19 protein-coding genes are annotated in these 21,321 nt (G+C 71.1%); 4 read left to right on the top strand and 15 right to left on the bottom strand.

Features of this window, described 5'->3' with window-relative positions; all coding sequences use genetic code 11:
• Window positions 1–20 precede the first annotated feature (20 nt).
• The 10 genes from ruvB to pgsA all read right to left on the bottom strand — a co-directional run bounded on the left by ruvB (window position 21) and on the right by pgsA (window position 8,701).
• Window positions 21–1,115 (bottom strand): Holliday junction branch migration DNA helicase RuvB, encoded by a 1,095-nt coding sequence (ruvB, locus tag Q2K21_RS22935; RefSeq protein WP_310774366.1) that lies wholly within the window; start codon window positions 1,113–1,115, stop codon window positions 21–23.
• A gap of 148 nt (window positions 1,116–1,263) precedes the next feature.
• Complete coding sequence (gene ruvA / locus Q2K21_RS22940; protein ID WP_310774369.1) at window positions 1,264–1,869, bottom strand: Holliday junction branch migration protein RuvA; 606 nt, start codon at window positions 1,867–1,869, stop codon at window positions 1,264–1,266.
• On the bottom strand, window positions 1,866–2,396 hold the full coding sequence (ruvC, locus tag Q2K21_RS22945) for a crossover junction endodeoxyribonuclease RuvC (protein WP_310774372.1): 531 nt from the start codon (window positions 2,394–2,396) through the stop codon (window positions 1,866–1,868). Before ruvC ends, ruvA begins: the two co-directional genes overlap by 4 nt.
• Before the next feature lie 154 nt (window positions 2,397–2,550).
• Window positions 2,551–3,300 (bottom strand): YebC/PmpR family DNA-binding transcriptional regulator, encoded by a 750-nt coding sequence (locus Q2K21_RS22950; protein WP_310774373.1) that lies wholly within the window; start codon window positions 3,298–3,300, stop codon window positions 2,551–2,553.
• Between the two features lie 77 nt (window positions 3,301–3,377).
• Complete coding sequence (gene pdxT, locus Q2K21_RS22955) at window positions 3,378–3,986, bottom strand: pyridoxal 5'-phosphate synthase glutaminase subunit PdxT (RefSeq protein WP_310774376.1); 609 nt, start codon at window positions 3,984–3,986, stop codon at window positions 3,378–3,380.
• Between the two features lie 38 nt (window positions 3,987–4,024).
• On the bottom strand, window positions 4,025–4,936 hold the full coding sequence (pdxS, locus tag Q2K21_RS22960) for a pyridoxal 5'-phosphate synthase lyase subunit PdxS (protein WP_310774379.1): 912 nt from the start codon (window positions 4,934–4,936) through the stop codon (window positions 4,025–4,027).
• Between the two features lie 222 nt (window positions 4,937–5,158).
• Window positions 5,159–5,704, bottom strand: a complete 546-nt coding sequence (locus tag Q2K21_RS22965; RefSeq protein WP_310774381.1) for a LemA family protein — start codon at window positions 5,702–5,704, stop codon at window positions 5,159–5,161.
• A gap of 204 nt (window positions 5,705–5,908) precedes the next feature.
• Window positions 5,909–7,069: a glycosyltransferase family 4 protein gene (locus tag Q2K21_RS22970; protein WP_310774384.1), complete on the bottom strand. Its 1,161-nt coding sequence runs from the start codon at window positions 7,067–7,069 to the stop codon at window positions 5,909–5,911.
• Complete coding sequence (locus Q2K21_RS22975; RefSeq protein WP_310774388.1) at window positions 7,066–7,989, bottom strand: phosphatidylinositol mannoside acyltransferase; 924 nt, start codon at window positions 7,987–7,989, stop codon at window positions 7,066–7,068. The genes Q2K21_RS22970 and Q2K21_RS22975 overlap by 4 nt, the downstream gene beginning before the upstream one ends.
• Window positions 7,990–8,017: 28 nt before the next feature.
• A complete protein-coding gene (gene pgsA, locus Q2K21_RS22980) occupies window positions 8,018–8,701 on the bottom strand; it encodes a phosphatidylinositol phosphate synthase (protein ID WP_310774390.1) in 684 nt (227 codons plus the stop codon).
• Between the two features lie 307 nt (window positions 8,702–9,008).
• Here pgsA and Q2K21_RS22985 point away from each other — a divergent pair, with 307 nt between their 5' ends.
• A complete protein-coding gene (locus Q2K21_RS22985) occupies window positions 9,009–11,207 on the top strand; it encodes an elongation factor G-like protein EF-G2 (RefSeq protein WP_310774392.1) in 2,199 nt (732 codons plus the stop codon).
• A 345-nt stretch (window positions 11,208–11,552) separates the two neighbouring features.
• Entirely contained in the window at window positions 11,553–13,211 is a 1,659-nt protein-coding gene (locus tag Q2K21_RS22990) for a hypothetical protein (RefSeq protein ID WP_310781178.1), read from the top strand.
• 146 nt (window positions 13,212–13,357) lie between these two features.
• On the opposite strand, the gene Q2K21_RS22995 is transcribed toward Q2K21_RS22990, so the two are convergent.
• Entirely contained in the window at window positions 13,358–13,915 is a 558-nt protein-coding gene (locus tag Q2K21_RS22995; RefSeq protein ID WP_310774395.1) for an HIT family protein, read from the bottom strand.
• A 67-nt stretch (window positions 13,916–13,982) separates the two neighbouring features.
• On the opposite strand from Q2K21_RS22995, the gene Q2K21_RS23000 reads away from it, so the two are divergent.
• Complete coding sequence (locus Q2K21_RS23000) at window positions 13,983–14,657, top strand: potassium channel family protein (RefSeq protein WP_310774397.1); 675 nt, start codon at window positions 13,983–13,985, stop codon at window positions 14,655–14,657.
• Between the two features lie 30 nt (window positions 14,658–14,687).
• Here the strand turns inward: Q2K21_RS23000 and thrS are convergent, their stop codons facing one another.
• The 3 genes from thrS to Q2K21_RS23015 all read right to left on the bottom strand — a co-directional run bounded on the left by thrS (window position 14,688) and on the right by Q2K21_RS23015 (window position 18,553).
• Window positions 14,688–16,664, bottom strand: coding sequence for a threonine--tRNA ligase (gene thrS / locus Q2K21_RS23005; RefSeq protein WP_310774400.1), 1,977 nt, complete (start codon window positions 16,662–16,664; stop codon window positions 14,688–14,690).
• 99 nt (window positions 16,665–16,763) lie between these two features.
• Window positions 16,764–17,990 (bottom strand): hypothetical protein, encoded by a 1,227-nt coding sequence (locus Q2K21_RS23010; RefSeq protein WP_310774402.1) that lies wholly within the window; start codon window positions 17,988–17,990, stop codon window positions 16,764–16,766.
• Window positions 17,987–18,553 carry a DUF4365 domain-containing protein gene (locus Q2K21_RS23015; protein ID WP_310774404.1) on the bottom strand — a complete coding sequence of 189 codons (567 nt, stop codon included), beginning with the start codon at window positions 18,551–18,553 and terminating at the stop codon, window positions 17,987–17,989. The genes Q2K21_RS23010 and Q2K21_RS23015 overlap by 4 nt, the downstream gene beginning before the upstream one ends.
• Window positions 18,554–18,721: 168 nt before the next feature.
• On the opposite strand from Q2K21_RS23015, the gene Q2K21_RS23020 reads away from it, so the two are divergent.
• Entirely contained in the window at window positions 18,722–19,447 is a 726-nt protein-coding gene (locus Q2K21_RS23020; RefSeq protein ID WP_310774406.1) for a 3'-5' exonuclease, read from the top strand.
• A gap of 22 nt (window positions 19,448–19,469) precedes the next feature.
• Here Q2K21_RS23020 and Q2K21_RS23025 read toward each other — a convergent pair whose 3' ends face one another.
• Window positions 19,470–21,191, bottom strand: a complete 1,722-nt coding sequence (locus Q2K21_RS23025) for a DUF2207 domain-containing protein (protein ID WP_310774408.1) — start codon at window positions 21,189–21,191, stop codon at window positions 19,470–19,472.
• Window positions 21,192–21,321: the final 130 nt, after the last annotated feature.

Below are 21,321 nucleotides of genomic sequence, written 5' to 3' on the forward strand. Positions count from 1 at the left end.
CCCGTGCGAGTCCCGCGCCGTCACGCCCCGAACAGGTCCTGTTGTCCGTTTCCGCCGGTCGTCCCGCGTGGCGCGGTCAGGCCCAGGTGCGTCCATGCGGCCGGGGTCGCCACCCTGCCGCGCGGGGTACGGGCGAGCAGCCCCTCTCTGACCAGGAAGGGCTCGGCGACCTCCTCCACGGTCTCGCGCTCCTCCCCCACGGCGACGGCGAGCGTGGACAGACCGACGGGACCGCCGCCGAAGAGCTTGAGCAGGGCCTCCAGGACGGCGCGGTCGAGGCGGTCCAGGCCGCGGGCGTCGACCTCGTAGACGCGGAGCGCGGCCGCCGAGATCTCGCGGGTGATGACGCCGTCGGCCTTGACCTGGGCGTAGTCCCGTACGCGGCGCAGCAGCCGGTTGGCGATACGGGGCGTGCCGCGGGAGCGGCCGGCGATCTCGGCGGCGCCGGCGGAATCGATCTCGACGTCGAGGAGGTTCGCCGAGCGGTGGATGACGCGCTCCAGCTCGGCGGGCTCGTAGAACTCCATGTGGGCGGTGAAACCGAAGCGGTCGCGCAGCGGGGGCGGCAGCAGTCCCGCCCGCGTGGTGGCGCCGACCAGGGTGAACGGGGGCAGTTCGAGCGGGATGGCGGTGGCGCCGGGGCCCTTCCCGACGATGACGTCGACCCGGAAGTCCTCCATCGCCATGTAGAGCATCTCCTCGGCGGGCCGGGACATGCGGTGGATCTCATCGAGGAAGAGGACCTCGCCCTCCTGGAGGGACGAGAGGATGGCGGCGAGATCGCCCGCGTGCTGGATGGCGGGGCCGCTGGTGATGCGGATGGGAGCGCCCATCTCGGCCGCGATGATCATCGAGAGGGTCGTCTTGCCGAGGCCGGGAGCGCCGGAGAGGAGAACGTGGTCGGCGGTGGCCCCCCGCGCGCGTGCCGCGCGCAGCACGAGGTCGAGCTGCTCGCGGACCTTCTCCTGGCCGATGAACTCGTCCAGGTCCTTGGGGCGCAGAGCGGCCTCGACGGCCTGGTCCTCACGGTCGGCGACAGAGCCCACCAGCCGCTCCGCGGCGGGGCCGACGAGCCGCTCGGGAGCGGGGGCGTCGGTGGGGTCGTCCCAGTTCACTGAAGTTCTCCTAGCTGGGTGTGCCGGGTGCGTCTGTCGGCCGGGGTCCGGGGTTGCCCCCGGAGAGGCACAGCATGTGGTGTGCCTCGGTGGTTGCGGTCCGATGGTCGTACGAGGGTGGGGCGCCCGTGTACGGGCCGCGCACCGACTAGCGCGCTCTGTTCAGAGTCTGCAGGGCAGCCCTGAGCAGCTGACCCACCTGGGGCGTGCCCCCCGCAGCCTCCGCCTGCGGGGCGACCGCGGTGACCGCCTCGTCCGCCTCGCGGGTCGCGTACCCGAGGCCGATCAGCGCGGCGTGCAGCTGGTCGCGCCAGCCGGAGGTGACCGGTGTACCCACCGCGGGAGCGCCCACCGGTTCGCCCAGGCGGTCCTTCAGCTCCAGAAGCAGCTTCTGGGCACCCTTCTTACCGATGCCGGGGACTGCCGTGAGCGCCTTCTCGTCACCGGTCGCCACGGCACGGCGCAGCGCGTCGGGGGTGTGCACGGCCAGCATCGCCTGGGCCAGGCGCGGGCCGACGCCGCTCGCCGTCTGCAGCAGCTCGAAGACCTGGCGCTCGTCGTCGTCCACGAAGCCGTACAGCGTGAGCGAGTCCTCGCGTACGACCAGGGACGTGGCGAGCTTGGCCTGCTGGCCCATCCGGAGCCCGGACAGCGTGTTCGGGGTGCACTGGACGGCGATACCGATGCCGCCCACCTCGACCACCGCGGAGTCCGGAGCGAGGGCGGCGACGGGGCCGCTCACGAAGGCGATCATGCGGTACGGCCTTTCGATGCGTGCAGGGCGACGGCCTGCTGGAGTCGGTTCTGGGCGGGCGCGCGCCAGATGTGGCAGATGGCGAGGGCGAGGGCGTCTGCGGCGTCGGCGGGTTTGGGCGGCGCGTCCAGCCGGAGCAGCCTGGTGACCATGGCGCCGACCTGCGCCTTGTCGGCACGTCCTGTGCCGGTGACGGCGGCCTTGACCTCACTGGGCGTGTGCAGGGCCACGGGGATGCCACGCCGGGCAGCGCAGAGCATGGCGACGGCGCTGGCCTGGGCGGTGCCCATCACCGTACGCACGTTGTGCTGGCTGAACACTCGCTCCACGGCGACGAATTCGGGCCGGTGCTCGTCCAACCACCGCTCGATGCCCTGTTCGATGGCGACGAGGCGGTGGCCGAGGTCGGCGTCCACGGGCGTACGGACCACACCGACGCCGAGCATTGTCAGTGGCCGCCCGGGAACCCCCTCGACGACACCGACACCGCATCGCGTCAGCCCCGGGTCCACCCCCAGTACGCGCACGCGCCCCCTCCCTTCGCTCTCCCCAGCTACCGCTGGGCGGTACCCCCAGTTTCTGCAGGCTATCGGGTGCCACTGACAACGACCGACAAAGCGACGGGCCGACGGGTGTGTCCCGTCGGCCCGTTGAGCTCGCGGCAGCGCCACGTCGGCCGTGTCAGTCGATGGAGGCCATGATCTCGTCGGTCACGTCGAAGTTCGCGAAGACGTTCTGCACGTCGTCGCTGTCCTCGAGCGCGTCGATCAGCTTGAAGATCTTCTTAGCGCCTTCCTCGTCCAGCTGCACCTGCATGGTCGGGACGAAGTTGGCCTCGGCGGAGTCGTAGTCGATCCCGGCCCCCTGGAGGGCGGTGCGGACCGCGACCAGGTCGGTGGCCTCGCTGATCACCTCGAAGGACTCACCGAGGTCGTTGACCTCCTCGGCGCCCGCGTCGAGCACGGCACCCAGGACGTCGTCCTCGGTCAGCTCGCCCTTGGGGACGATCACGACGCCCTTGCGGTTGAACAGGTACGAGACCGAGCCCGGGTCGGCCATCGAGCCGCCGTTGCGGGTCATGGCGACGCGGACGTCGGAGGCGGCGCGGTTGCGGTTGTCGGTGAGGCACTCGATGAGCACCGCGACACCGTTCGGACCGTAGCCCTCGTACATGATCGTCTCGTAGTCGGCGCCGCCGGCCTCGAGGCCCGAGCCGCGCTTGACCGCGGAGTCGATGTTCTTGTTCGGGACCGACTGCTTCTTCGCCTTCTGGATGGCGTCGTAGAGAGTCGGGTTGCCGTCGGGGTCCCCGCCGCCCGTCCGGGCGGCCACCTCGATGTTCTTGATCAGCTTCGCGAAGAGCTTGCCGCGCTTGGCGTCGATCACGGCCTTCTTGTGCTTAGTCGTGGCCCATTTAGAGTGGCCGGACATCTGCCTGTCTCCTTCGCGTAACCCATCCTGTACGAACTCCCCCAGACCTTAACGGTCCGGGGGGACCCCCGGAGATCCTACAAGGACTCTCCTGTCCGGTTCGCGCGCACCATGTCGACGAACAAGGAGTGCACGCGGTGGTCGCCCGTCAGCTCCGGGTGGAACGACGTGGCCAGCGCGTTTCCCTGGCGTACGGCGACGATGTGACCCTCGTGCTCGGCGAGCACCTCGGCCTCGGCGCCGACGGACTCGACCCAGGGGGCGCGGATGAAGACGCCCTCTACAGGATCGCCTTCGATTCCCCTGACGTCGACCGCCGCTTCGAAGGACTCGTTCTGGCGTCCGAAGGCGTTGCGGCGCACGATCATGTCGATGCCGCCCACGGTCTCCTGGCCCGAGCGCGGGTCGAGGATCTTGTCGGCGAGCATGATCATGCCCGCGCAGGTGCCGTAGACGGGCATGCCGTCACGCACGCGCGCGCGGAGAGGTTCCATCACTCCGAAGAGGACGGCCAGCTTGGAGATGGTGGTGGACTCGCCGCCGGGGAGGACGAGGCCGTCGACCTCGGCGAGCTCTTCGGGGCGCCGCACCGGCCTGGCCACGGCGTCGGCCGCGGCCAGGGCGATGAGGTGCTCCCGTACGTCGCCCTGGAGGGCCAGAACGCCTATGACGGGTGCGTCGGTCATGTACGTGGTGTCCTATGCGGTGTCGTGCCGACTGCGTCTTACCAGCCGCGGTTGGCGTAGCGCTCGGTCTCGGGGAGGGTGTCGCAGTTGATGCCGACCATGGCCTCGCCGAGGTTGCGGGACGCGTCCGCGATGATCTTGGGGTCGTCGTAGAAGGTGGTCGCCTTCACGATGGCGGCGGCGCGCTTGGCCGGGTCGCCGGACTTGAAGATGCCGGAGCCGACGAACACGCCCTCGGCGCCGAGCTGGCGCATCAGCGCGGCGTCGGCCGGGGTGGCCACGCCACCGGCGGAGAACAGCACGACCGGGAGCTTGCCCAGCTCGGCGACCTCCTTGACCAGCTCGTACGGGGCGCGCAGCTCCTTGGCGGCGGCGTACAGCTCGTGGTTGTCGAAGCCGCGCAGCTTGGCGATCTCGTTCTTGATCTGGCGCAGGTGGCGGACGGCCTCGACGACGTTGCCGGTGCCGGCCTCGCCCTTGGAGCGGATCATGGCGGCGCCCTCGGCGATGCGGCGCAGGGCCTCGCCGAGGTTGGTGGCACCGCAGACGAACGGCGTGGTGAAGGCCCACTTGTCGGAGTGGTTGACCTCGTCGGCCGGGGTGAGGACCTCGGACTCGTCGATGTAGTCGACGCCGAGAGACTGCAGGACCTGGGCCTCGACGAAGTGGCCGATGCGCGACTTGGCCATCACCGGGATGGACACGGCGTCGATGATGCCCTCGATCATGTCCGGGTCGGACATACGGGCCACACCGCCGTCCTTGCGGATGTCGGCGGGGACCCGCTCCAGAGCCATGACGGCGACGGCGCCCGCGTCCTCGGCGATCTTCGCCTGCTCCGGCGTGACGACGTCCATGATCACGCCGCCCTTGAGCTGCTCGGCCATGCCACGCTTCACACGGGCGGTGCCGGTCTCGGGGGTCTGGGGGGTGGAGAGCGTGCTGGACACGGGTTTCGACCTCACTCTGGAAAAGAGGGAATTGTGCTCGACTGAGCAAACGTGAGGCGAGCAGGCCACTACAAGGGCCAATGGTGAGGCAGTGGCTCGTTTTGCCGGGGATGGGCGGGCGCCCGCTTACGCTGTCGGCCGCCCCACAGCACCGGCCTCTACGCCGTCGGCCGTCCCGCAACACCGGCCTCTACGCCGTCGGCCGTCCCGCAACACCGGCCTCTACGCCGTCGGCCGGTCCGTGAGCGCCGCCGGTGGCTCGTCGTCCATCTCGAACGCCATCGGGAACGGGGCGTGGCCGGCGAGGCGGAACCAGCGCACCTTGCGGTGCCGCCGCAGCGCCCGTGCCGCCCGTACGGCGTCGTTGTGGAACCGCCGGGCCATCGGCACCCTCCGCACCGCCTCGGTCAGCTCCCGCGCCGCCGCCTCCCCGCCGGGCGCCTCCCGCACCGCCTCGACCTGCTGCGCCTCTCCGAAGACGGCCCGCAGCGCCTGGCTCAGCTCGCTCTCGGCGACCTCACGCTGCTCCTCCTCCGCCTGCCGGGCCGCGTGCGCGGCCTCGTACAGGACGATCGAGGCGGCCGGGTCGAGCACGCCGGAGGTCGCGAGCTCCTGCGCGACGGAGGCCCGCCGCAACAGCTGCGCGTCGAGCGCGGCGCGCGCCGCGTCGATCCGGGAGTGCAGCCGGTCGAGGCGCCCCGCGGTCCAGCTCAGGTAGAGGCCGATCGCGACCAGGGCGACGAGGATCCAGATGAGGGTTGGGGTCACGGGCGGCAAGGCTACCGGGACGCTCCGCTGGTTCAGCCGGGTCCCCGAGGGTGCCGTCGACTGGGGGCTGCCGCCCCCAGACCCCCGCTTCGGCCTGAACGGCCTCTTCCTCAAACTCCCCCAAGCTCTTCGAGCAGGGGGGACCCCCAGACGGGCTGAATAATGCCGACCGCCCTTGAGATGTGCCCGTAGCGTGTCTCGCCGTCAGTCCCGCGCCAGACCGAGCCGCGCCCGCAGTCCCGTTCGTTCGTCCGTGGCCACCGCGGCCGCGCCGTCCGTCACCGTCTCGTAGACCGACAGGATGTCCGCCCCGACCGTCGACCAGTCGAAGCGCCGTACATGGGCGCTGCCCCGCTCACGCAGTTCCGCTCGCCGCTCCGGGTCCCCGAGCAGCCGCACAGCCGCCTCGGCGAGCGCGTCGGCGTCCTCGTTGGCGAACAGCTCGCCGGCCGCTCCCTGGTCGAGGACCTGAGCGAAGGCGTCCAGGTCGGAGGCGAGGACCGGGGCGCCTGCCGACATCGCCTCGACGAGGATGATGCCGAAGCTCTCGCCGCCGGTGTTGGGCGCCACGTACAGGTCGACGCTGCGCAGGAAGCGCGCCTTGTCCTCGTCGCTGATCATGCCGAGGAACTCCACGCGCGAACGCAGTTCGGCGGGGAGCGTCTCGACCGCCTCCTCCTCGTCACCCCGGCCGGCGACCAGCAGCCGCGTCTGCGGGCGCGCGGCCAGGATCTCGGGCAGGGCCTTCATGAGGACCGGCAGGCCTTTGCGCGGTTCGTCGATGCGCCCTATGAAGCCGATCGTGTCCCCCTGCCACTCGGGCTTGGGCTCGGCCTTCGCGAAGAAGTCGACGTCCACGCCGTTCGGGATCACCACCGCGTCGCCGCCCAGATGCTCGACGAGTGTGCGGCGCGCGTACTCGCTCACCGCGATCCGCGCGCTGATCTTCTCCAGGGCAGCCTGGAGGATCGAGTACGCGGCGACCATCGCCCGGGATCGCGGATTCGAGGTGTGGAAGGTCGCCACGATGGGGCCCTGCGCCGCCCAGCAGGCCAGCAGGCCCAGCGACGGCGAGGCCGGCTCGTGGATGTGGATCACGTCGAACGCGCCGTCGTGCAGCCAGCGCCGCACCCGCGCGGCACTCAGGAAGCCGAAGTTCAGGCGGGCGACCGAGCCGTTGTACGGCACCGGGACCGCGCGGCCCGCCGAGACGACGTACGGCGGCAGCGGGGTGTCGTCGTCCGCGGGGGCGAGGACGGAAACCTCGTGCCCGAGGCGGATGAAGTATTCGGCCAGGTCGCGGATGTGGAACTGGACGCCGCCCGGCACGTCCCAGGAGTACGGGCAGACGATGCCGATCCTCACGGCGTCCCCTCCTGGGGATCCGCAGCGGGATCCAGGTCAGCGAGCCACAACCGCTGCAGCATGTGCCAGTCCTCCGGATGTTCGGCGATCCCCGTGGCGAAGGCGTCGGCCAGCGCCTGTGTCATGACAGACGTCTTCTCGGCCCGGGTACCTGACTCCGGTACCTCTATCGGGGGATGCAGGCGCCCCTTCATGACGGGCGACTCGTCGTACCAGAGGGTCACCGGCACGAGCAGCGCGCCGGTCTGCTGGGCGAGCAGTGCCGGTCCCGCAGGCATCCGGGCCGTCTCGCCGAAGAACCTGACCTCGATGCCCGAGGCCGACAGGTCGCGGTCGGCGACCAGGCAGACGAGGCCCCCGTCGCGCAGCCGCCGGGCCAGGGTGCCGAACGCCGAGCCACCGCTGTGCGGCAGTACCTCCATGCCGAGGCCCTCGCGGTAGGCGACGAACCGGTCGTAGAGCGTCTCGGGCTTCAGGCGCTCGGCGACCGTCGTGAACGGCGTCTCCAGCTTGGTGGTGACCCAGGCGCCGGCCAGGTCCCAGTTGGCCAGGTGCGGCAGCGCCAGGACGACGCCCTGACCGGAGGCGAGTCCGTCGGTGAGGTGGTGCAGGTCCTTGGGGTCGAAACCGTTCTTGACGCGTTCCGTGCTCCACGCCGGGAGCCGGAAGGACTCCATCCAGTAGCGCAGATACGACCGCATGCCCGCGCGGCTGAGCTCCGCGAGCCGCTCGGGAGTCGCGTCGGGCACCACGCGCGCGTAGTTGCTCTCCAGCCGTCGTACGCCCTTGCCGCGCTGCTTCCAGGCGATGTCGGCGATGATCCGGCCCAGCCGGGTGGCGACGGGCTCGGGCAGCGTCTTGACCGTGCTCCAGCCCAGTCCGTAGAGCCCGTCCGTCAGCCGTTCCTGGAGGCTGGTCACGACGCCCCCTCGCTCTCCTGCCGGCTGTTCACTTCGCCGCCTCGCTCCCCCGCGAGGCATTCTCGCTCTTCTCCCCCGCCGCGGCGTCCGCCTCGGCGGATTCCCGGCGCACCGTGACGACCCGCTGGATCAACGTGACCAGGCTGCCGACGGCGACGATCCACAGCGCGACCGGCAGCAGCACCTGGATGCCGGGCACGCCGAACTTGTGCAGTCCGGCGAAACCGGCCGCGACCAGCGAGATCACCAGGCGTTCGGCGCGCTCGACCAGTCCGTTGACGGCGACGGGCAGGCCGATCGACTCGCCGCGGGCCTTGGTGTACGACACCACCTGGCCACTGGCCAGACAGAAGATCGAGACGGCGCACAGAACGTTGTCGTTTCCGCTGCCCGCGTACCAGAGGGCGAAGCCGCCGAAGATCGCGCCGTCCGCGACCCGGTCGAGCGTGGAGTCCAGGAAGGCCCCCCAACGGCTGGAGCGGCCGAGCTGGCGGGCCATGTTGCCGTCGACGAGGTCCGAGAACACGAACAAGGTGATGACGACCGTGCCCCAGAAGAATTCTCCCCGGGGGTAGAAGACCAGCGCGCCCGCGATCACGCCGGCGGTGCCGATCAGCGTGACCGTGTCGGGGCTGACACCCCGGCGGATCAGAAACGCGGCGAACGGTGTGAGGACACGCGTGAAGAATGCACGCGCGTACTTGTTCAGCATGGCCTTCCCGACGGTCGGTGAGCCGCGCGGCCCTGCTGGCCACCGGCTGGCCCATCGTAGCCACGCGCGCCCGTGGGCGACGGCCGGGCACCCGCACCCCCGTGTCACGTCCTGACGGCGCCCTGATCACGGCGCGATCGCGGGCGGATCGATCAGGCCCAGGAGGCGGGATCGCGTCCTTCGTATGGACGCACCGTGACGCGAGTGCGAAGCTCGAAGGCACCGCGGGCGTCATCGGAGCCGCCATCGCACGCGGATCCGTACGTCCGCGCCCACAGTGACCTCACCGTGCACGGGAGGACAGGCCATGGGCGACAAAGCGAACGTACACCCCGGGGCCGCCGGCAGGGCTACGGCGGCCGACCACCCCGCGTCCGTACGGAATGTGGTGCTGGTCGGCCACAGCGGATCGGGCAAGACGACTCTGGTGGAGGCTCTCGCGCTGACAGCGGGAGCGGTGAACCGGGCGGGCCGTGTAGAGGACGGCGGCACCGTCTCGGACTACGACGACATCGAGCACCGGCAGCAGCGCTCGGTGCAACTCTCCCTGGTCCCGGTCGAGAGGGACGGGATCAAGATCAACCTGCTGGACACTCCTGGATACGCCGACTTCGTCGGGGAGCTCCGGGCCGGTCTGCGCGCGGCGGACGCGGCCCTCTTCGTCGTCTCGGCCTCGGACGGCGTGGACGGCTCGACGCGCATGGTCTGGGAGGAGTGCGCGGCCGTCGGCATGCCGCGCGCCATCGTGCTCACGCACCTGGAGGCCGCCCGGGCCGACTTCGAGGAGATGACCCGGGTCTGCGCGGAGGCGTTCGGCGGGGACGACCCCGACGCCGTACTTCCGCTGTACCTGCCGCTGCACGGCCCGCAGGGACCCGACGGGCACGCACCCGTGACCGGGCTGATCGGGCTGCTCACACAGAAGCTGTTCGACTACTCCTCCGGCGGGCGCAAGGAGTCCGAGCCGGGGCCCGACGAACTGCCGCTGATCGAGGAGGCCCGCAACCGGCTCATCGAGGGGATCATCGCGGAGAGCGAGGACGAGACCCTCATGGACCGCTACCTGGGTGGCGAGGAGATCGAGCTCGACACGCTCGTGCAGGACCTGGAGCGGGCCGTCGCGCGCGGGACCTTCTTCCCGGTCCTGGCCGCCGCGCCCGCCGCCGAGGGCGCCCGCCAGGGCCTCGGCACGGTCGAACTGCTCGAACTGGTCACCGGCGGCTTCCCGACCCCCCTGGAGCGGGAGGCGCCCACGGTCACCACGCCGGACGGCAAGCCGCGTGAGCTCAGGCTCTGCGACCCGGACGGGCCCCTCGTGGCGGAGGTCGTGAAGACGGCGTCCGACCCCTACGTGGGTCGTGTCTCGCTGGTCCGCGTGTTCTCGGGCACCCTGCGCCCCGACGAGACGGTCCATGTGTCAGGGCACGGGCTGACCGACCGCGGGCACGAGGACCACGACGTCGACGAGCGCATCGGCGCCCTGTCCGCGCCGTTCGGCAAACAGCAGCGCCCGCTGAGCCACTGCATCGCGGGCGATCTGGCGTCCGTGGCGAAGCTGAACCGGGCCGAGACCGGCGACACGCTCTCGGCCAAGGACGACCCGCTGCTCATGGAGCCCTGGGAGATGCCCGACCCGCTGCTGCCGCTCGCCATCCAGGCGCACAGCAAGCCGGACGAGGACAAGCTCAGCCAGGGGCTCGCACGGCTGGTCGCCGAGGATCCGACCATGCGGCTCGAACAGAACCAGGACACCCACCAGGTGGTGCTGTGGTGTCTGGGCGAGGCACACGCGGACGTCGCCCTGGAGCGGCTGCGCAGCCGGTACGGCGTCCGGGTGGACGTAGTCCCGCACAAGGTCTCCCTCCGGGAGACGTTCGCGGGCAGGTCCGCCGGTCGCGGCCGCCATGTGAAGCAGTCAGGCGGGCACGGTCAGTACGCGATCTGCGAGATCGAGGTCGAACCGCTGCCCGGCGGCTCCGGCATCGAGTTCGTGGACAAGGTGGTCGGCGGGGCCGTGCCGCGGCAGTTCATCCCGTCCGTGGAGAAGGGCGTCCGCGCCCAGGCCGCCAAGGGCGTGGCCCTGGGCCATCCCCTGGTCGACGTCCGGGTCACGCTCCTCGACGGCAAGGCGCACTCCGTGGACTCCTCCGACGCCGCGTTCCAGACGGCGGGCGCGCTCGCCCTGCGCGAGGCGGCGGCCGACACCAAGATCCATCTCCTGGAGCCGGTCGCCGAGGTGTCGGTGCTCGTCGGCGACGACTACGTGGGCGCCGTGATGAGCGACCTGTCCGGGCGGCGCGGGCGGGTGCTCGGCACCGAGCAGACGCCCGGCGGGCGAACCCTCGTACGGGCCGAGGTGCCGGAGATCGAGATCGGCCGGTACGCGGTCGACCTGCGCTCCCTCTCGCACGGCACCGCTCGCTTCAGCCGCTCCTACGTACGGCACGAACCGATGCCGCCGCAGCTCGCCGAGAAGATCCGCGAACAGGGGAAGGACGCCTCGTAGTTGAAGCCTCGTTCGGCTCCCCTCCCGTCGGCGACGGGAGGGGAGCCGAAGGGGCGCGCCGGTGTCGAGAGCACCGGGGGTCCCCGCTACTCGAAGAGCTTGGGTGAGGAGGCGCGAAGCGCTGAGCACGGTCGGGCTCTCGGCACCGGCCGAGGCGCCCCATAGGCCAACGAGCATGGAAAGAAGTGCTTCTGGGCCGTCCGCCGACGAATGTCGGTGCCTGCGGATACGCTGATCACCTGATCAAGTTGACGCGTGATCAGCACGATGACCTGTTCAACAGGTGTGCGGGGCAAGGAAGTCGGGAAAGGCCGCAAGAGCGGGTTCGGCGGCGAGGGGGCGGCAGTGACGGACGGATTCGATTTCAGTCCCGGGGCGCAGGTGCCCCTCTCGGGCTCCGCGGGCCAGACGGCCGCGACCTACGCCCTGGCCTCGGCGGCCTACCGGGAGGACGACGAGGTCACGAAGATCCTCGAAGCCGACAACGAGTGGCACCAGTCGACAGTCAAGGCCCCTCGTCCATGGGCGAAGATCCTCCGCCCCAGGCTCGGTGAGGCCTACTCCCGCGCGGTGATCGACCGCATGCTGGGCGCCGGCCGCAAGCCTCTCATCCAGTCTTTCGGCACCGAGCCGCAGGTGGTCGTGGAGCACTGCCTGGCGGCACACCGCATCCGCCGGGAGCGCGACAACTGGCTCACGGCGGTGATGGTCCTGTGCGGGGTGCTGTTCCTGCCGGGCCTCCTTGTGTGGCTGCTGGTCTTCCAGCTCCGGACCACCCTCGGCAAGCGGCAGGACAAGCGCGCCGGGGCCCTCGCCACGACCCTCCTGGTCGGCGTCGGCGCCCTGGCCGTGATCTTCCTGATCCGCATGCCGTTCACGGGTTTCTGGGCGTGGTACGCGCGCGCGGCGGTGGTCCTGCCGGTCGTCGGCTGGTTCTGGGCCAAGCAGATCTGCGAACGCACGGCGAAGGACCTGCGCGAGCGCTGGGACAGCCTGCTCGCCGGCGGTGGCCTGGGCGCCAAGATCCCCGAGGCGGTGCCCGGCAACCCCGGCGACGCGGCCGAGCAGTTGCGCAAGGAGCTCGCCCGGCTGAGCGCCGAGCAGCGCTCCAACTCCGTCTTCTACGCCGGTCCCAAGGGCATCCTCGGCATGGGCACGCGCTGGGGCAGCTGGCAGCTGGCCGAGGACCTGGTCTCCGCCGAGCCGGGCAAGGATTTCCACCCTTTCCGCAGCTGGGACGTCATCACCGCGATCCAAGGCGGCCTGGCGATGCTGGAGCGGACCTCCATCAACACCGGCGGCTTCCCGAAGCCCTCGATAACGCACTGGATCGTCACACCGATCGGGGAGAACGCGAAGGAGGTGTCCCGGCCGACCGGCACCGACGTGGACGCGTACACGATCAAGACCCATGCGATACAGGACATCTGCAACAAGCAGCAGTTCGGCAGCGGTGACCGGCACTACCTCGGCGTCCAGTGGACGTTGTGGGACGGCCAGTTGATCATCACCATGCTCATCACGGTGACGGTGCTGCACGACACCCTGCGCATCGAGGTCACCGGGCACGCCCTGGGACCCGTCAACGCCCTGTTCACCACGAAGCCCGCGGCTAAGGAGAAGGAGGTCGCGAAGGCGGTCAAGTTCTGGGAGACCCGCAAGGTGAAGCTGCCGCTGGTCGACGCCGACGAGGTCGTACGGCTCGCCGCACGCGCCCCGCTCACCTGGTATCCGCCGCTCCTCAACTGGCTCGGCGGCTCCCTGACCCTCCCGGAGCCGTTCGGTCTGCGCCATGCCTGGGCCGACCAGCCCTGGCGTCACCGCTTCATGGCCGACGACGCGCTGCGCGCGGCCACGCCGGTGCTGCGTGTGGTGCACGCGGCGGCGATCCGGGTCCTCAAGGACAACGGGGTGGACGTGGAGAAGTTCGGGACGCGGTCGTCGTTCCTGAGCACGCAGGTTCAGGATGTGGCGCCGCGGAAGGCTGACCTCTACGACGCGTAGTGCCCCTCGCTTTCGAAGGCACCCGGTACTGCAGCGGGAGGGCACGCGATCCGGCGCTGACCGGTGCCGCTGCGCCCACCCTCCCCCACGCTCGGCTTCGCTCGCGCGGGGGACCCCCATCGCCCCAGCGGCACGACTGCCCGCAGCTAGGCAGGCCAGGCCTCCGCCAGCATCTTCCTCGTGTCGGCCAGCAGCTGCGGCAGTACCTTCGTGTGGCCCACCACCGGCATGAAGTTCGTGTCGCCGCCCCAGCGCGGGACGATGTGCTGGTGCAGGTGGGCGGCGATGCCCGCGCCGGCGACCGTGCCCTGGTTCATGCCGATGTTGAAGCCGTGGGCCCCGGAGGCCGTGCGCAGGGCGGTCATCGCCTGCTTGGTCAGCTCGGCGAGTTCCGCGGTCTCCGGCTCGGTGAGGTCCGTGTAGTCGGCGACGTGGCGGTAGGGCACGACCATCAGGTGGCCGCCGTTGTACGGGTACAGGTTGAGGACGGCGTACACCTGCTCCCCGCGCTTGACGATCAGCCCGTCCTCGTCGGACTTGGCCGGGATGGAGCAGAACGGGCAGCCGTCGTCGGCTCCCGGACCGGTCGGCTTGTTCTCGCCCTGGATGTACGCCATCCGGTGGGGCGTCCACAGGCGCTGGAACGCGTCCTGCGTCCCCACTCCGATCTGCTGCTCCGGCTCACTCGTCATGATGTGCAGCATATGGCTTCGCCCGTTCGCGGCGTGTCGGCGGGGCTCGGGCAAAACCGTCCGGGGCGAAGCTGGGCCGATGGACGACGACAGCCGTACGGCCCGTTGGGAGCTGCGGGCAGGGGTCCCGCTCGGGGTGGCCTCACTGCTCTTTCTGGTCTCGTACGCGGTGCGGGTCCTGGGCGAGGGGCTGCCCCAGCCGGTGCGCGATCTGTGCCTGGCGGTCGCGTACGCGACGTGGTCGCTGTTCGTCGTCGACTACGCGGTGCGCTGGCGTCTGAGCGGCCAGGGGCTGCGCTTCGTCCACCGGCACCTGCTGGACTCGGTGGTCGTGCTGCTGCCGCTCCTGCGGCCGGTACGCGTCGTGCGGGTCTACGACGCCTGGCAGCGGCGCATGCCCGGGCAGCCCCAGATGTCCCTCCAGGGGCGGGTGATGCTGTACGCGGGCCTGTCGTCCACGCTGCTCGGCTTCGCCTCCGCCCTTTCCGTGTACCACTACGAGCACAGGGACCCGCACGCGACGATCCGCACGTTCGGCGACTCGCTGTGGTGGGCGGCGTCCACCCTGTCGACCGTGGGCTACGGCGACGTCGCCCCGGTCACGCCGCTGGGGCGGCTGATCGCGGTGGTCCTGATGGGCTGCGGCCTGGCCCTGCTGGGCGCGGTGACGGGCTCGTTCTCGTCGTGGCTGATGCAGCGGTTCGCGCTCCGGGACGACGCCGCAGGAGACGCCGGAGGGCCCCCGGGGAGCTGAACTCCCCAAGGGCCCTCCCTCATGTGCGGGTCAGACCTGCTCCCGCTCCTCGACGACCTTCACGATCTTCGCGATGGCCTCGTCGAACGGGATGCCGTTCTCCTGCGAACCGTCCCGGAAGCGGAACGAGACCGAACCGGCCGACATGTCCTCGTCGCCCGCGATGACCATGAAGGGCACCTTCTGCTTCTGGGCGTTGCGGATCTTCTTCTGCATGCGGTCCGAGGAGGAGTCCACCTCGACGCGCAGCCCCTTCTTCCGGGCCTCCGCGGCGAACTTCTCCAGGTACTCCACGTGCGCGTCGCCGATCGGGATGCCGACCGCCTGCACCGGGGCCAGCCACGCCGGGAACGCGCCCGCGTAGTGCTCAAGAAGCACCGCGAAGAAGCGCTCGATCGAGCCGAAGAGGGCGCGGTGGATCATGACCGGACGCTGCTTCGAACCGTCGGGGCCCGTGTATTCCAGGTCGAAGCGCTCCGGCAGGTTGAAGTCGAGCTGGATCGTCGACATCTGCCAGGTGCGGCCGATGGCGTCCTTCGCCTGGACCGAGATCTTCGGGCCGTAGAAGGCCGCGCCGCCCGGGTCCGGGACCAGCGGGAGGCCCTGCTTCTCGGCGACCTGGCGGAGGGTCTCGGTGGCCTCCTCCCAGACCTCGTCCGAGCCGACGAACTTCTCCGGGTCCTTGGTGGACAGCTCCAGGTAGAAGTCGGTCAGACCGTAGTCGCGCAGCAGCCCCAGCACGAAGGTGAGCGTCTTGTCGAGCTCCTCCGACATCTGCTCGCGCGTGCAGTAGATGTGCGCGTCGTCCTGGGTGAAGCCGCGGGCGCGGGTCAGGCCGTGCACGACGCCCGACTTCTCGTACCGGTACACGGTCCCGAACTCGAACAGGCGCAGCGGGAGCTCACGGTAGGAGCGGCCGCGCGCGTCGAAGATCAGGTTGTGCATCGGGCAGTTCATGGGCTTGAGGTAGTAGTCCACGCCCTCGTCGAGCTGCATGGGCGGGTACATGCCCTCGGCGTACCAGTCCAGGTGGCCCGACGTCTCGAAGAGCTTCCCCTTCGTCGCGTGCGGGGTGTAGACGAACTCGTAGCCCTCTTCCTCGTGGCGGCGCCGCGAGTAGTCCTCCATCACCCTGCGGACGATGCCGCCCTTGGGGTGGAAGACGGCGAGGCCGGAACCGATCTGCTCCGGGATGGAGAACAGGTCCAGCTCGTTGCCCAGCTTGCGGTGGTCGCGCTTCTCGGCCTCGGCGAGGAAGTCCAGGTACGCCTTCAGCTCGTCCTTGGACGGCCAGGCGGTGCCGTAGATGCGCTGGAGCATCGGGTTCTTCTCGCTGCCGCGCCAGTAGGCGGCCGCGTTGCGCATCAGCTTGAACGCCGGGATGTTCCGGGTGGAGGGCAGGTGGGGACCGCGGCAGAGGTCCTTCCAGCACAGCTCGCCGGTCTTGGCGTCCAGGTTGTCGTAGATCGTCAGCTCGCCGGCGCCGACCTCGACGTCCGCGCCGTCGTCGCTGGATGCCGAGCCCTTGAGGCCGATCAGCTCCAGCTTGTAGGGCTCCTTCGCGAGCTCCTCGCGGGCGGCCTCGTCGGTGACCACGCGGCGGGCGAAGCGCTGGCCGCGCTTCTGGATCTCCTGCATCTTCTTCTCGATGGCCTTGAGATCCTCGGGCGTGAACGGCTTCTCGACGTCGAAGTCGTAGTAGAAGCCGTCCTTGACCGGCGGGCCGATGCCCAGCTTGGCCTCGGGGAACAGCTCCTGCACGGCCTGGGCCATCACGTGCGCGGTGGAGTGGCGCAGGATGCCCAGGCCGTCCTCGGAGGAGATCTCCACGCCCTCGACGGTCTCGCCGTCCCGCACCTCGTACGAGAGGTCCTTCAGCTCACCGGCCACGCGCGCGGCGATGATCGAGCGCTCGCCGGCGAAGAGCTCGGCGGCCGTAGTGCCCGTCGTCACCACGCGCTCTTCCCGCTCGGAATCGCGTTGGATGATCACACGGACGTCTGACACCGGTCTCTCCTGACTGCTGGTGGATGCGGCGCCATACCTGGAGCGCGCGCACTACCGGATCGTACCGACCCTCGGCCACCCTCCGCGAAACGGTCACCGTCAGTCCCCGTCGCATGCCTCTCCGAAGAAGTCCGCGTCCGTCGAGTTCTCCTGGATCGACTTCATCAGCCGGTCCCGCTCGGCGTCGTCGACCCGTACCGGCGCCACCCCGGAGGCGCCCGTGAGGCGCCGGAAGCCGCCCCGGCTCTCCAGCCGCCCGTGCACCCGCACCGGCAGTCCGACGAGGTGGGCGTGGCCCGCGATCCGGTACGACTCCTCGTCGAGCGTCATCCGTACGTGCGGCACCTCGGCCCCGGCGATGACCCTCATCCGTACGCTGCCCTCGCCGCGGGGCCCCGACCTGCGCAGCCGGACGACGGCCCCCGTGATCGACACCGGCACGGACGGCTCCTCGCGCAGATAGCGCGCCCCGGCCGCGCGCAGCGCCGGCAGGTCGCCCGGCGAGAACTCGACCGGCTCGACGGGCGTCGCACCGCCCTCGGGGACTGTGGCCGAGGGCGCCCATTCGACGGCGATGCGGGCGCCCTCGGACCCGCGCACCAGGGCGACCAGCGCCTCGGTCAGCTCGTGGCTCACGCCCGCCGCGACGGCCGCGTCGAAGGCGTCCATGCCACCGGTGGCCCGCTGGTAGTCGATGGCCTCCCGGACCGCGTACAGCGCCTGGTGCAGGCGTACGGCGAGCGGCCGGCCCGTCGGGACGGGCACGAAGGCGGTGAGCGTGCGGCCGCCGGGGGCCGCGCCGACCAGGATGTTCTCCAGGGACGCGGCAGCGCTCCCGCGGTGCCGGGCGCCGTAGTAGCCGGCACGCGCGCGTGTGGCGAGCGCGCCCGCCAGGAGCATTCGGCGGGCGGCGGTGCGCAGCTGGTCCTCGACGACCCAAGGCGCCGCGCCCGAGGGTCCCGTCGGCACGTCGCGCCACCAGTGGATCTCGTCGCTGGGCACGGCGAGCCCGGTCAGCACGTCGCGGGCCGAGGGCGAGCCGCTGCGGGAGAGCGCGAGGAGGGCCTCGCCGAGCAGGTCGTCGCTGTCGGGGAAGGCGCGGCTCTCCGGCACGAGCAGGCTCGTACCGCTGCCGCCCGGTCCCGGCGGGGTCCACCGGCCGTAGCGTCCGGCGGCGCCGCCGCGGCGCTGCCAGCCGTGGCGGCGCAGGAGGGCGCTGAGCACGGCGGGGTCGACCTGGTCGGGCGGGGGCGGCTGGGTCCACAGTGGCTCGACCGGGTGGGGCCGGACGGTGCGGGCCGCCTCGTCGAGGGGGCGGTGTGTCACGGTCTGCCTCCCGTTCCGACCCGGGTCATGATCTCGCAGAGCGCGCGGTCGTCGAAGATGCGCGAGGTGGGGACGCGCACGGTGGTCCGGCGCCGGCCCGTGATCGGGTGTCCGGCGAGGTTGACCCAGTAGCAGCAGTGGCGCAGGTCGAGGCGGTCGTGGCTCGCGCGCAGCCAGTCGTCCTGCGCCCGGGGGACGATCATCACGACCAGGATCTTGTGGACCGAGACCGGGGTGCGGGCGAGCTTCGCCAGGTGGTCGTTGTCGAGCGTGAAGGAGAAGAAGGGTCCTGCCGGGTTGGGCGGTATCTGGTAGGTGCACTTGAGCTGCACCTTGATGGTGACCTCGTCGTCGACCGTGTGGCCCGGGGCGCTGTGGCTGACGTGCCAGTCGATGCCGTTGTCCGGAAAGGGCTGCGAGAGCGAGCAGCCGGCCGCCGCGGCGACCGCGTGCAGATAGCCCACCTGCAGTGTCTCCATGCACGCGGTGGTGGCGAGTGTGCCGCGATGGGGTGCCGTCCGCTCGGGCAGCAGCCCGCCCCGCTCGGGCTGCGCTATCACCATGACCAAACAGCCTTCCAGGCGAAGTCGAATCCCCGCACAGGCCCTGAACTGCAAAGACCCGTACTCCTGTTGTCTCCTTCCGGCGTACGGCGCAAACAGCCCGGGTATCACCAAACGGGCAGAAGACGGTGCGTCAGCTGCCATGGGTGAACGAGGGGTTGAGTTCGCATGACATGCTGGTACGAGGGGCCTCTGGCCGCCTTCGACACAGAGACCACGGGCGTGGACGTCGAGACCGACCGCATCGTGTCGGCCGCCGTCGTCGTCCAGGACGCGCCCGGTACCCGGCCGCGGGTGAGCCGCTGGCTGGTGAACCCGGGGGTGCCGGTGCCCGCCGAGGCGACGGCGGTGCACGGGCTGACGGAGGATCATCTGCAGCGCAACGGCCGCTGGCCGTCGCCGGTGATGGAGGAGATAGCCAAGGAGCTGGGCGAGCAGGCCACTCGGGGCCGGCCGCTGGTGGTGATGAACGCGCCGTTCGATCTGACGCTCCTGGACCGGGAGTTGCGCCGGCATCGTGCGTCCTCGCTGGACCGCTGGTTCGTGTCGGCGCCGCTGTGCGTGCTCGACCCGCGGGTCCTCGACAAGCACCTTGACCGCTACCGCAAGGGCCGCCGCACACTCACCGATCTGTGCGCCCACTACGAGGTCGTGCTGGAGGGGGCGCATGACGCGGCGGCGGACGCGCTGGCCGCGATGGAGGTCGTACGGGCGGTGGGGCGCCGTTTCGCGGCCCGTCTGGAACGGCTGACGCCGGCCGAGCTGCACACCCTTCAGGCGGTGTGGCACGCGGCGCAGGCGCGCGGGCTGCAGGCGTGGTTCGCGCGCAGCGGTACGGAGGAGTCCGTGGACCCGGCGTGGCCGCTGCGGCCGGAGTTGCCCGCGGCGGCGTAGTTCCCGCGCCGGGCACGGCAGTTCACCAGGAGCCGCCTCCGCCGCCTCCGGCTCCGCCGCCGACGCCGCCGTCGGAGCCGCCCCCGCCGAAGCTTCCCGAGCTGCTGGAGCCGCTGGAGCTGCTGGAGGAGGGCGCCGTGTGCGAGACCCGGGCGGCGTAGAGGAGTCCGACGGCCTGTGCGGGCCCGAACCGGACCGCCGGCGAGGAACGGTACCGGGTGGCGACCGCGGAGGCCTCAAGTGCCTGCCGCCATCTGGAGCCCAGCCCGAAGGCGGCCGCCCATGCCGTGTAGAGGCGGACCTGGTCGTCGTCGAGCGGTTCCTGGTCGGGGAAGGCAGAGGGGTCGGCGAGGTAACGCCGGAAGGCCTCGGTGCGGAGCCGCTGGGCGCTGCCCTCGGGGGTGCGGCGGTTCAGTTCCCAGGAGCGGAGCCACAGCGCGAGGCCGGCCCCGAAGACGATCGCACCGACGACGAGTACCGGCTCTCCGGCCGGGTGGCGGCCGCCCCCGAGGACGGCGCCCACCACGGTGGTGACGAGGCCGAGCAGGGTGGCGACGATGCCGGTGGGCCGTGCGGCGCGGGCGCGGCGTACGGCGGCCGGGTCCCACAGGCCGGAGTCGTCCCGCCATTCCTCCAGGTGGCGGGTGAGCGCCTGCCAGCCCGTCCGGAAGGAAGAGTCGTACCCGCCGAGGGTGACCTGTCCGCGGCCCGCGAAGATGTAACGCAGGACCTCCCGGGTGACCGGGTCGGCCGGTCCGGCGCCGTTGGTACGGCGTCGCAGGGTTGGGGCCCGGTCCGTGCCTGAGATGGTGAGGTGGCCGTCGGCTGCGGCGCCGAGCAGCCAGGCGACCTGGTGCTGGGGCTCGACCCTCTCGGCGAGCAGGATGCCGCCCTGGGCCGGGCCCAGTCCCTGCGGGGGCGTGGGGCTCGATCCGTCCGTTGCCGGTGTTCCGTCGGCTCCCTCCGGCGCCGCAGGGTCACGGCCGACGAACCGCAGCAGTCCGATCGTCAGGGCGGCAGCGGCCAGGGCAAGGCCTGCGGCAGAGAGGGCCACGCGTCCCGGGTACGTCAAGCTCGTACCCACAGCCGTGCCGGTGGGCGGGGCGGGCAGGGCGGCCTGACCGGTGGAGCCCTGCCCGCGCGAGGCGTACAGGGTGAGCCCTTCCTTGCCCTTGAGCCGGTCGAGCGTGACGGTCAGCTGTCCGGGCCCGGCCGACTCGACCGTGCAGCTCTTGTGGGAGCCGTCGGTGCCGTGCACGCAGCGCGGGCCGGTGAGCGCGTACGGGGCCACGACGTGGATCTCGACGCGGGACCGGTCGATCCGCCAACCGGTGCCCACCGCGTTCCAGGCGAGACGGCCCTTCCTCACGACACCCTGGAGCGTGTACTGGACGCGGTAACGGTGCAGGCCGTTGACGGAGCGGCCGGGGTCGCCCACCTTGATGCGGGTGGCGATCTCGCGGTGGCCGTTCGGTTCGAGGTAGTAGTCGCCCGTCGTCAGTTCCCAGGGGACGCGGGCACCGTCCAGGGTGACGGCGACCTCGGCCGCTTCCTCGTCGTAGGGCAGGTCCGGCAGGTCACGGTAGATGCCGTGCTTGGTGGTGCCGTCGTGGCCGAAGTCGTAGTCGATGACCTCGGTGATCCGGGCGCTGCCGTCGGCGGCGATCCGCGCGCCGACCCACATCGTGGTGACCCGTTCGGTGTTGGCTCCGGCCCGGGCCACCGCCACGGCACCGGCCAGCACCAGCGTGAGAAGGAAGATTCCGATCAGGCTGCGGACCCTGCGCCGACGCGCTTCCGCGCCAACTCCGGGTCTCCCCTTGCCCTGTCCCGTGCCCAAGACGCCCCCCGTGGCATCAAAAGAGCCGGTCCGC

The sequence above is a fragment of the Streptomyces sp. CGMCC 4.7035 genome (assembly GCF_031583065.1).
GTDB lineage: Bacteria > Actinomycetota > Actinomycetes > Streptomycetales > Streptomycetaceae > Streptomyces > Streptomyces yaanensis.

Coding starts and splice junctions, on each gene's coding strand:
- Q2K21_RS23000 (WP_310774397.1), top strand. CDS start 13,983: ATGGACGACGACAGCCGTACGGCCCGTTGGGAGCTGCGGGCAGGGGTC.
- Q2K21_RS22985 (WP_310774392.1), top strand. CDS start 9,009: ATGGGCGACAAAGCGAACGTACACCCCGGGGCCGCCGGCAGGGCTACG.
- pdxT (WP_310774376.1), bottom strand. CDS start 3,986: ATGACCGACGCACCCGTCATAGGCGTTCTGGCCCTCCAGGGCGACGTA.
- Q2K21_RS23020 (WP_310774406.1), top strand. CDS start 18,722: ATGACATGCTGGTACGAGGGGCCTCTGGCCGCCTTCGACACAGAGACC.
- Q2K21_RS22995 (WP_310774395.1), bottom strand. CDS start 13,915: ATGCTGCACATCATGACGAGTGAGCCGGAGCAGCAGATCGGAGTGGGG.
- Q2K21_RS23015 (WP_310774404.1), bottom strand. CDS start 18,553: ATGGTGATAGCGCAGCCCGAGCGGGGCGGGCTGCTGCCCGAGCGGACG.
- Q2K21_RS22950 (WP_310774373.1), bottom strand. CDS start 3,300: ATGTCCGGCCACTCTAAATGGGCCACGACTAAGCACAAGAAGGCCGTG.
- pgsA (WP_310774390.1), bottom strand. CDS start 8,701: ATGCTGAACAAGTACGCGCGTGCATTCTTCACGCGTGTCCTCACACCG.
- ruvA (WP_310774369.1), bottom strand. CDS start 1,869: ATGATCGCCTTCGTGAGCGGCCCCGTCGCCGCCCTCGCTCCGGACTCC.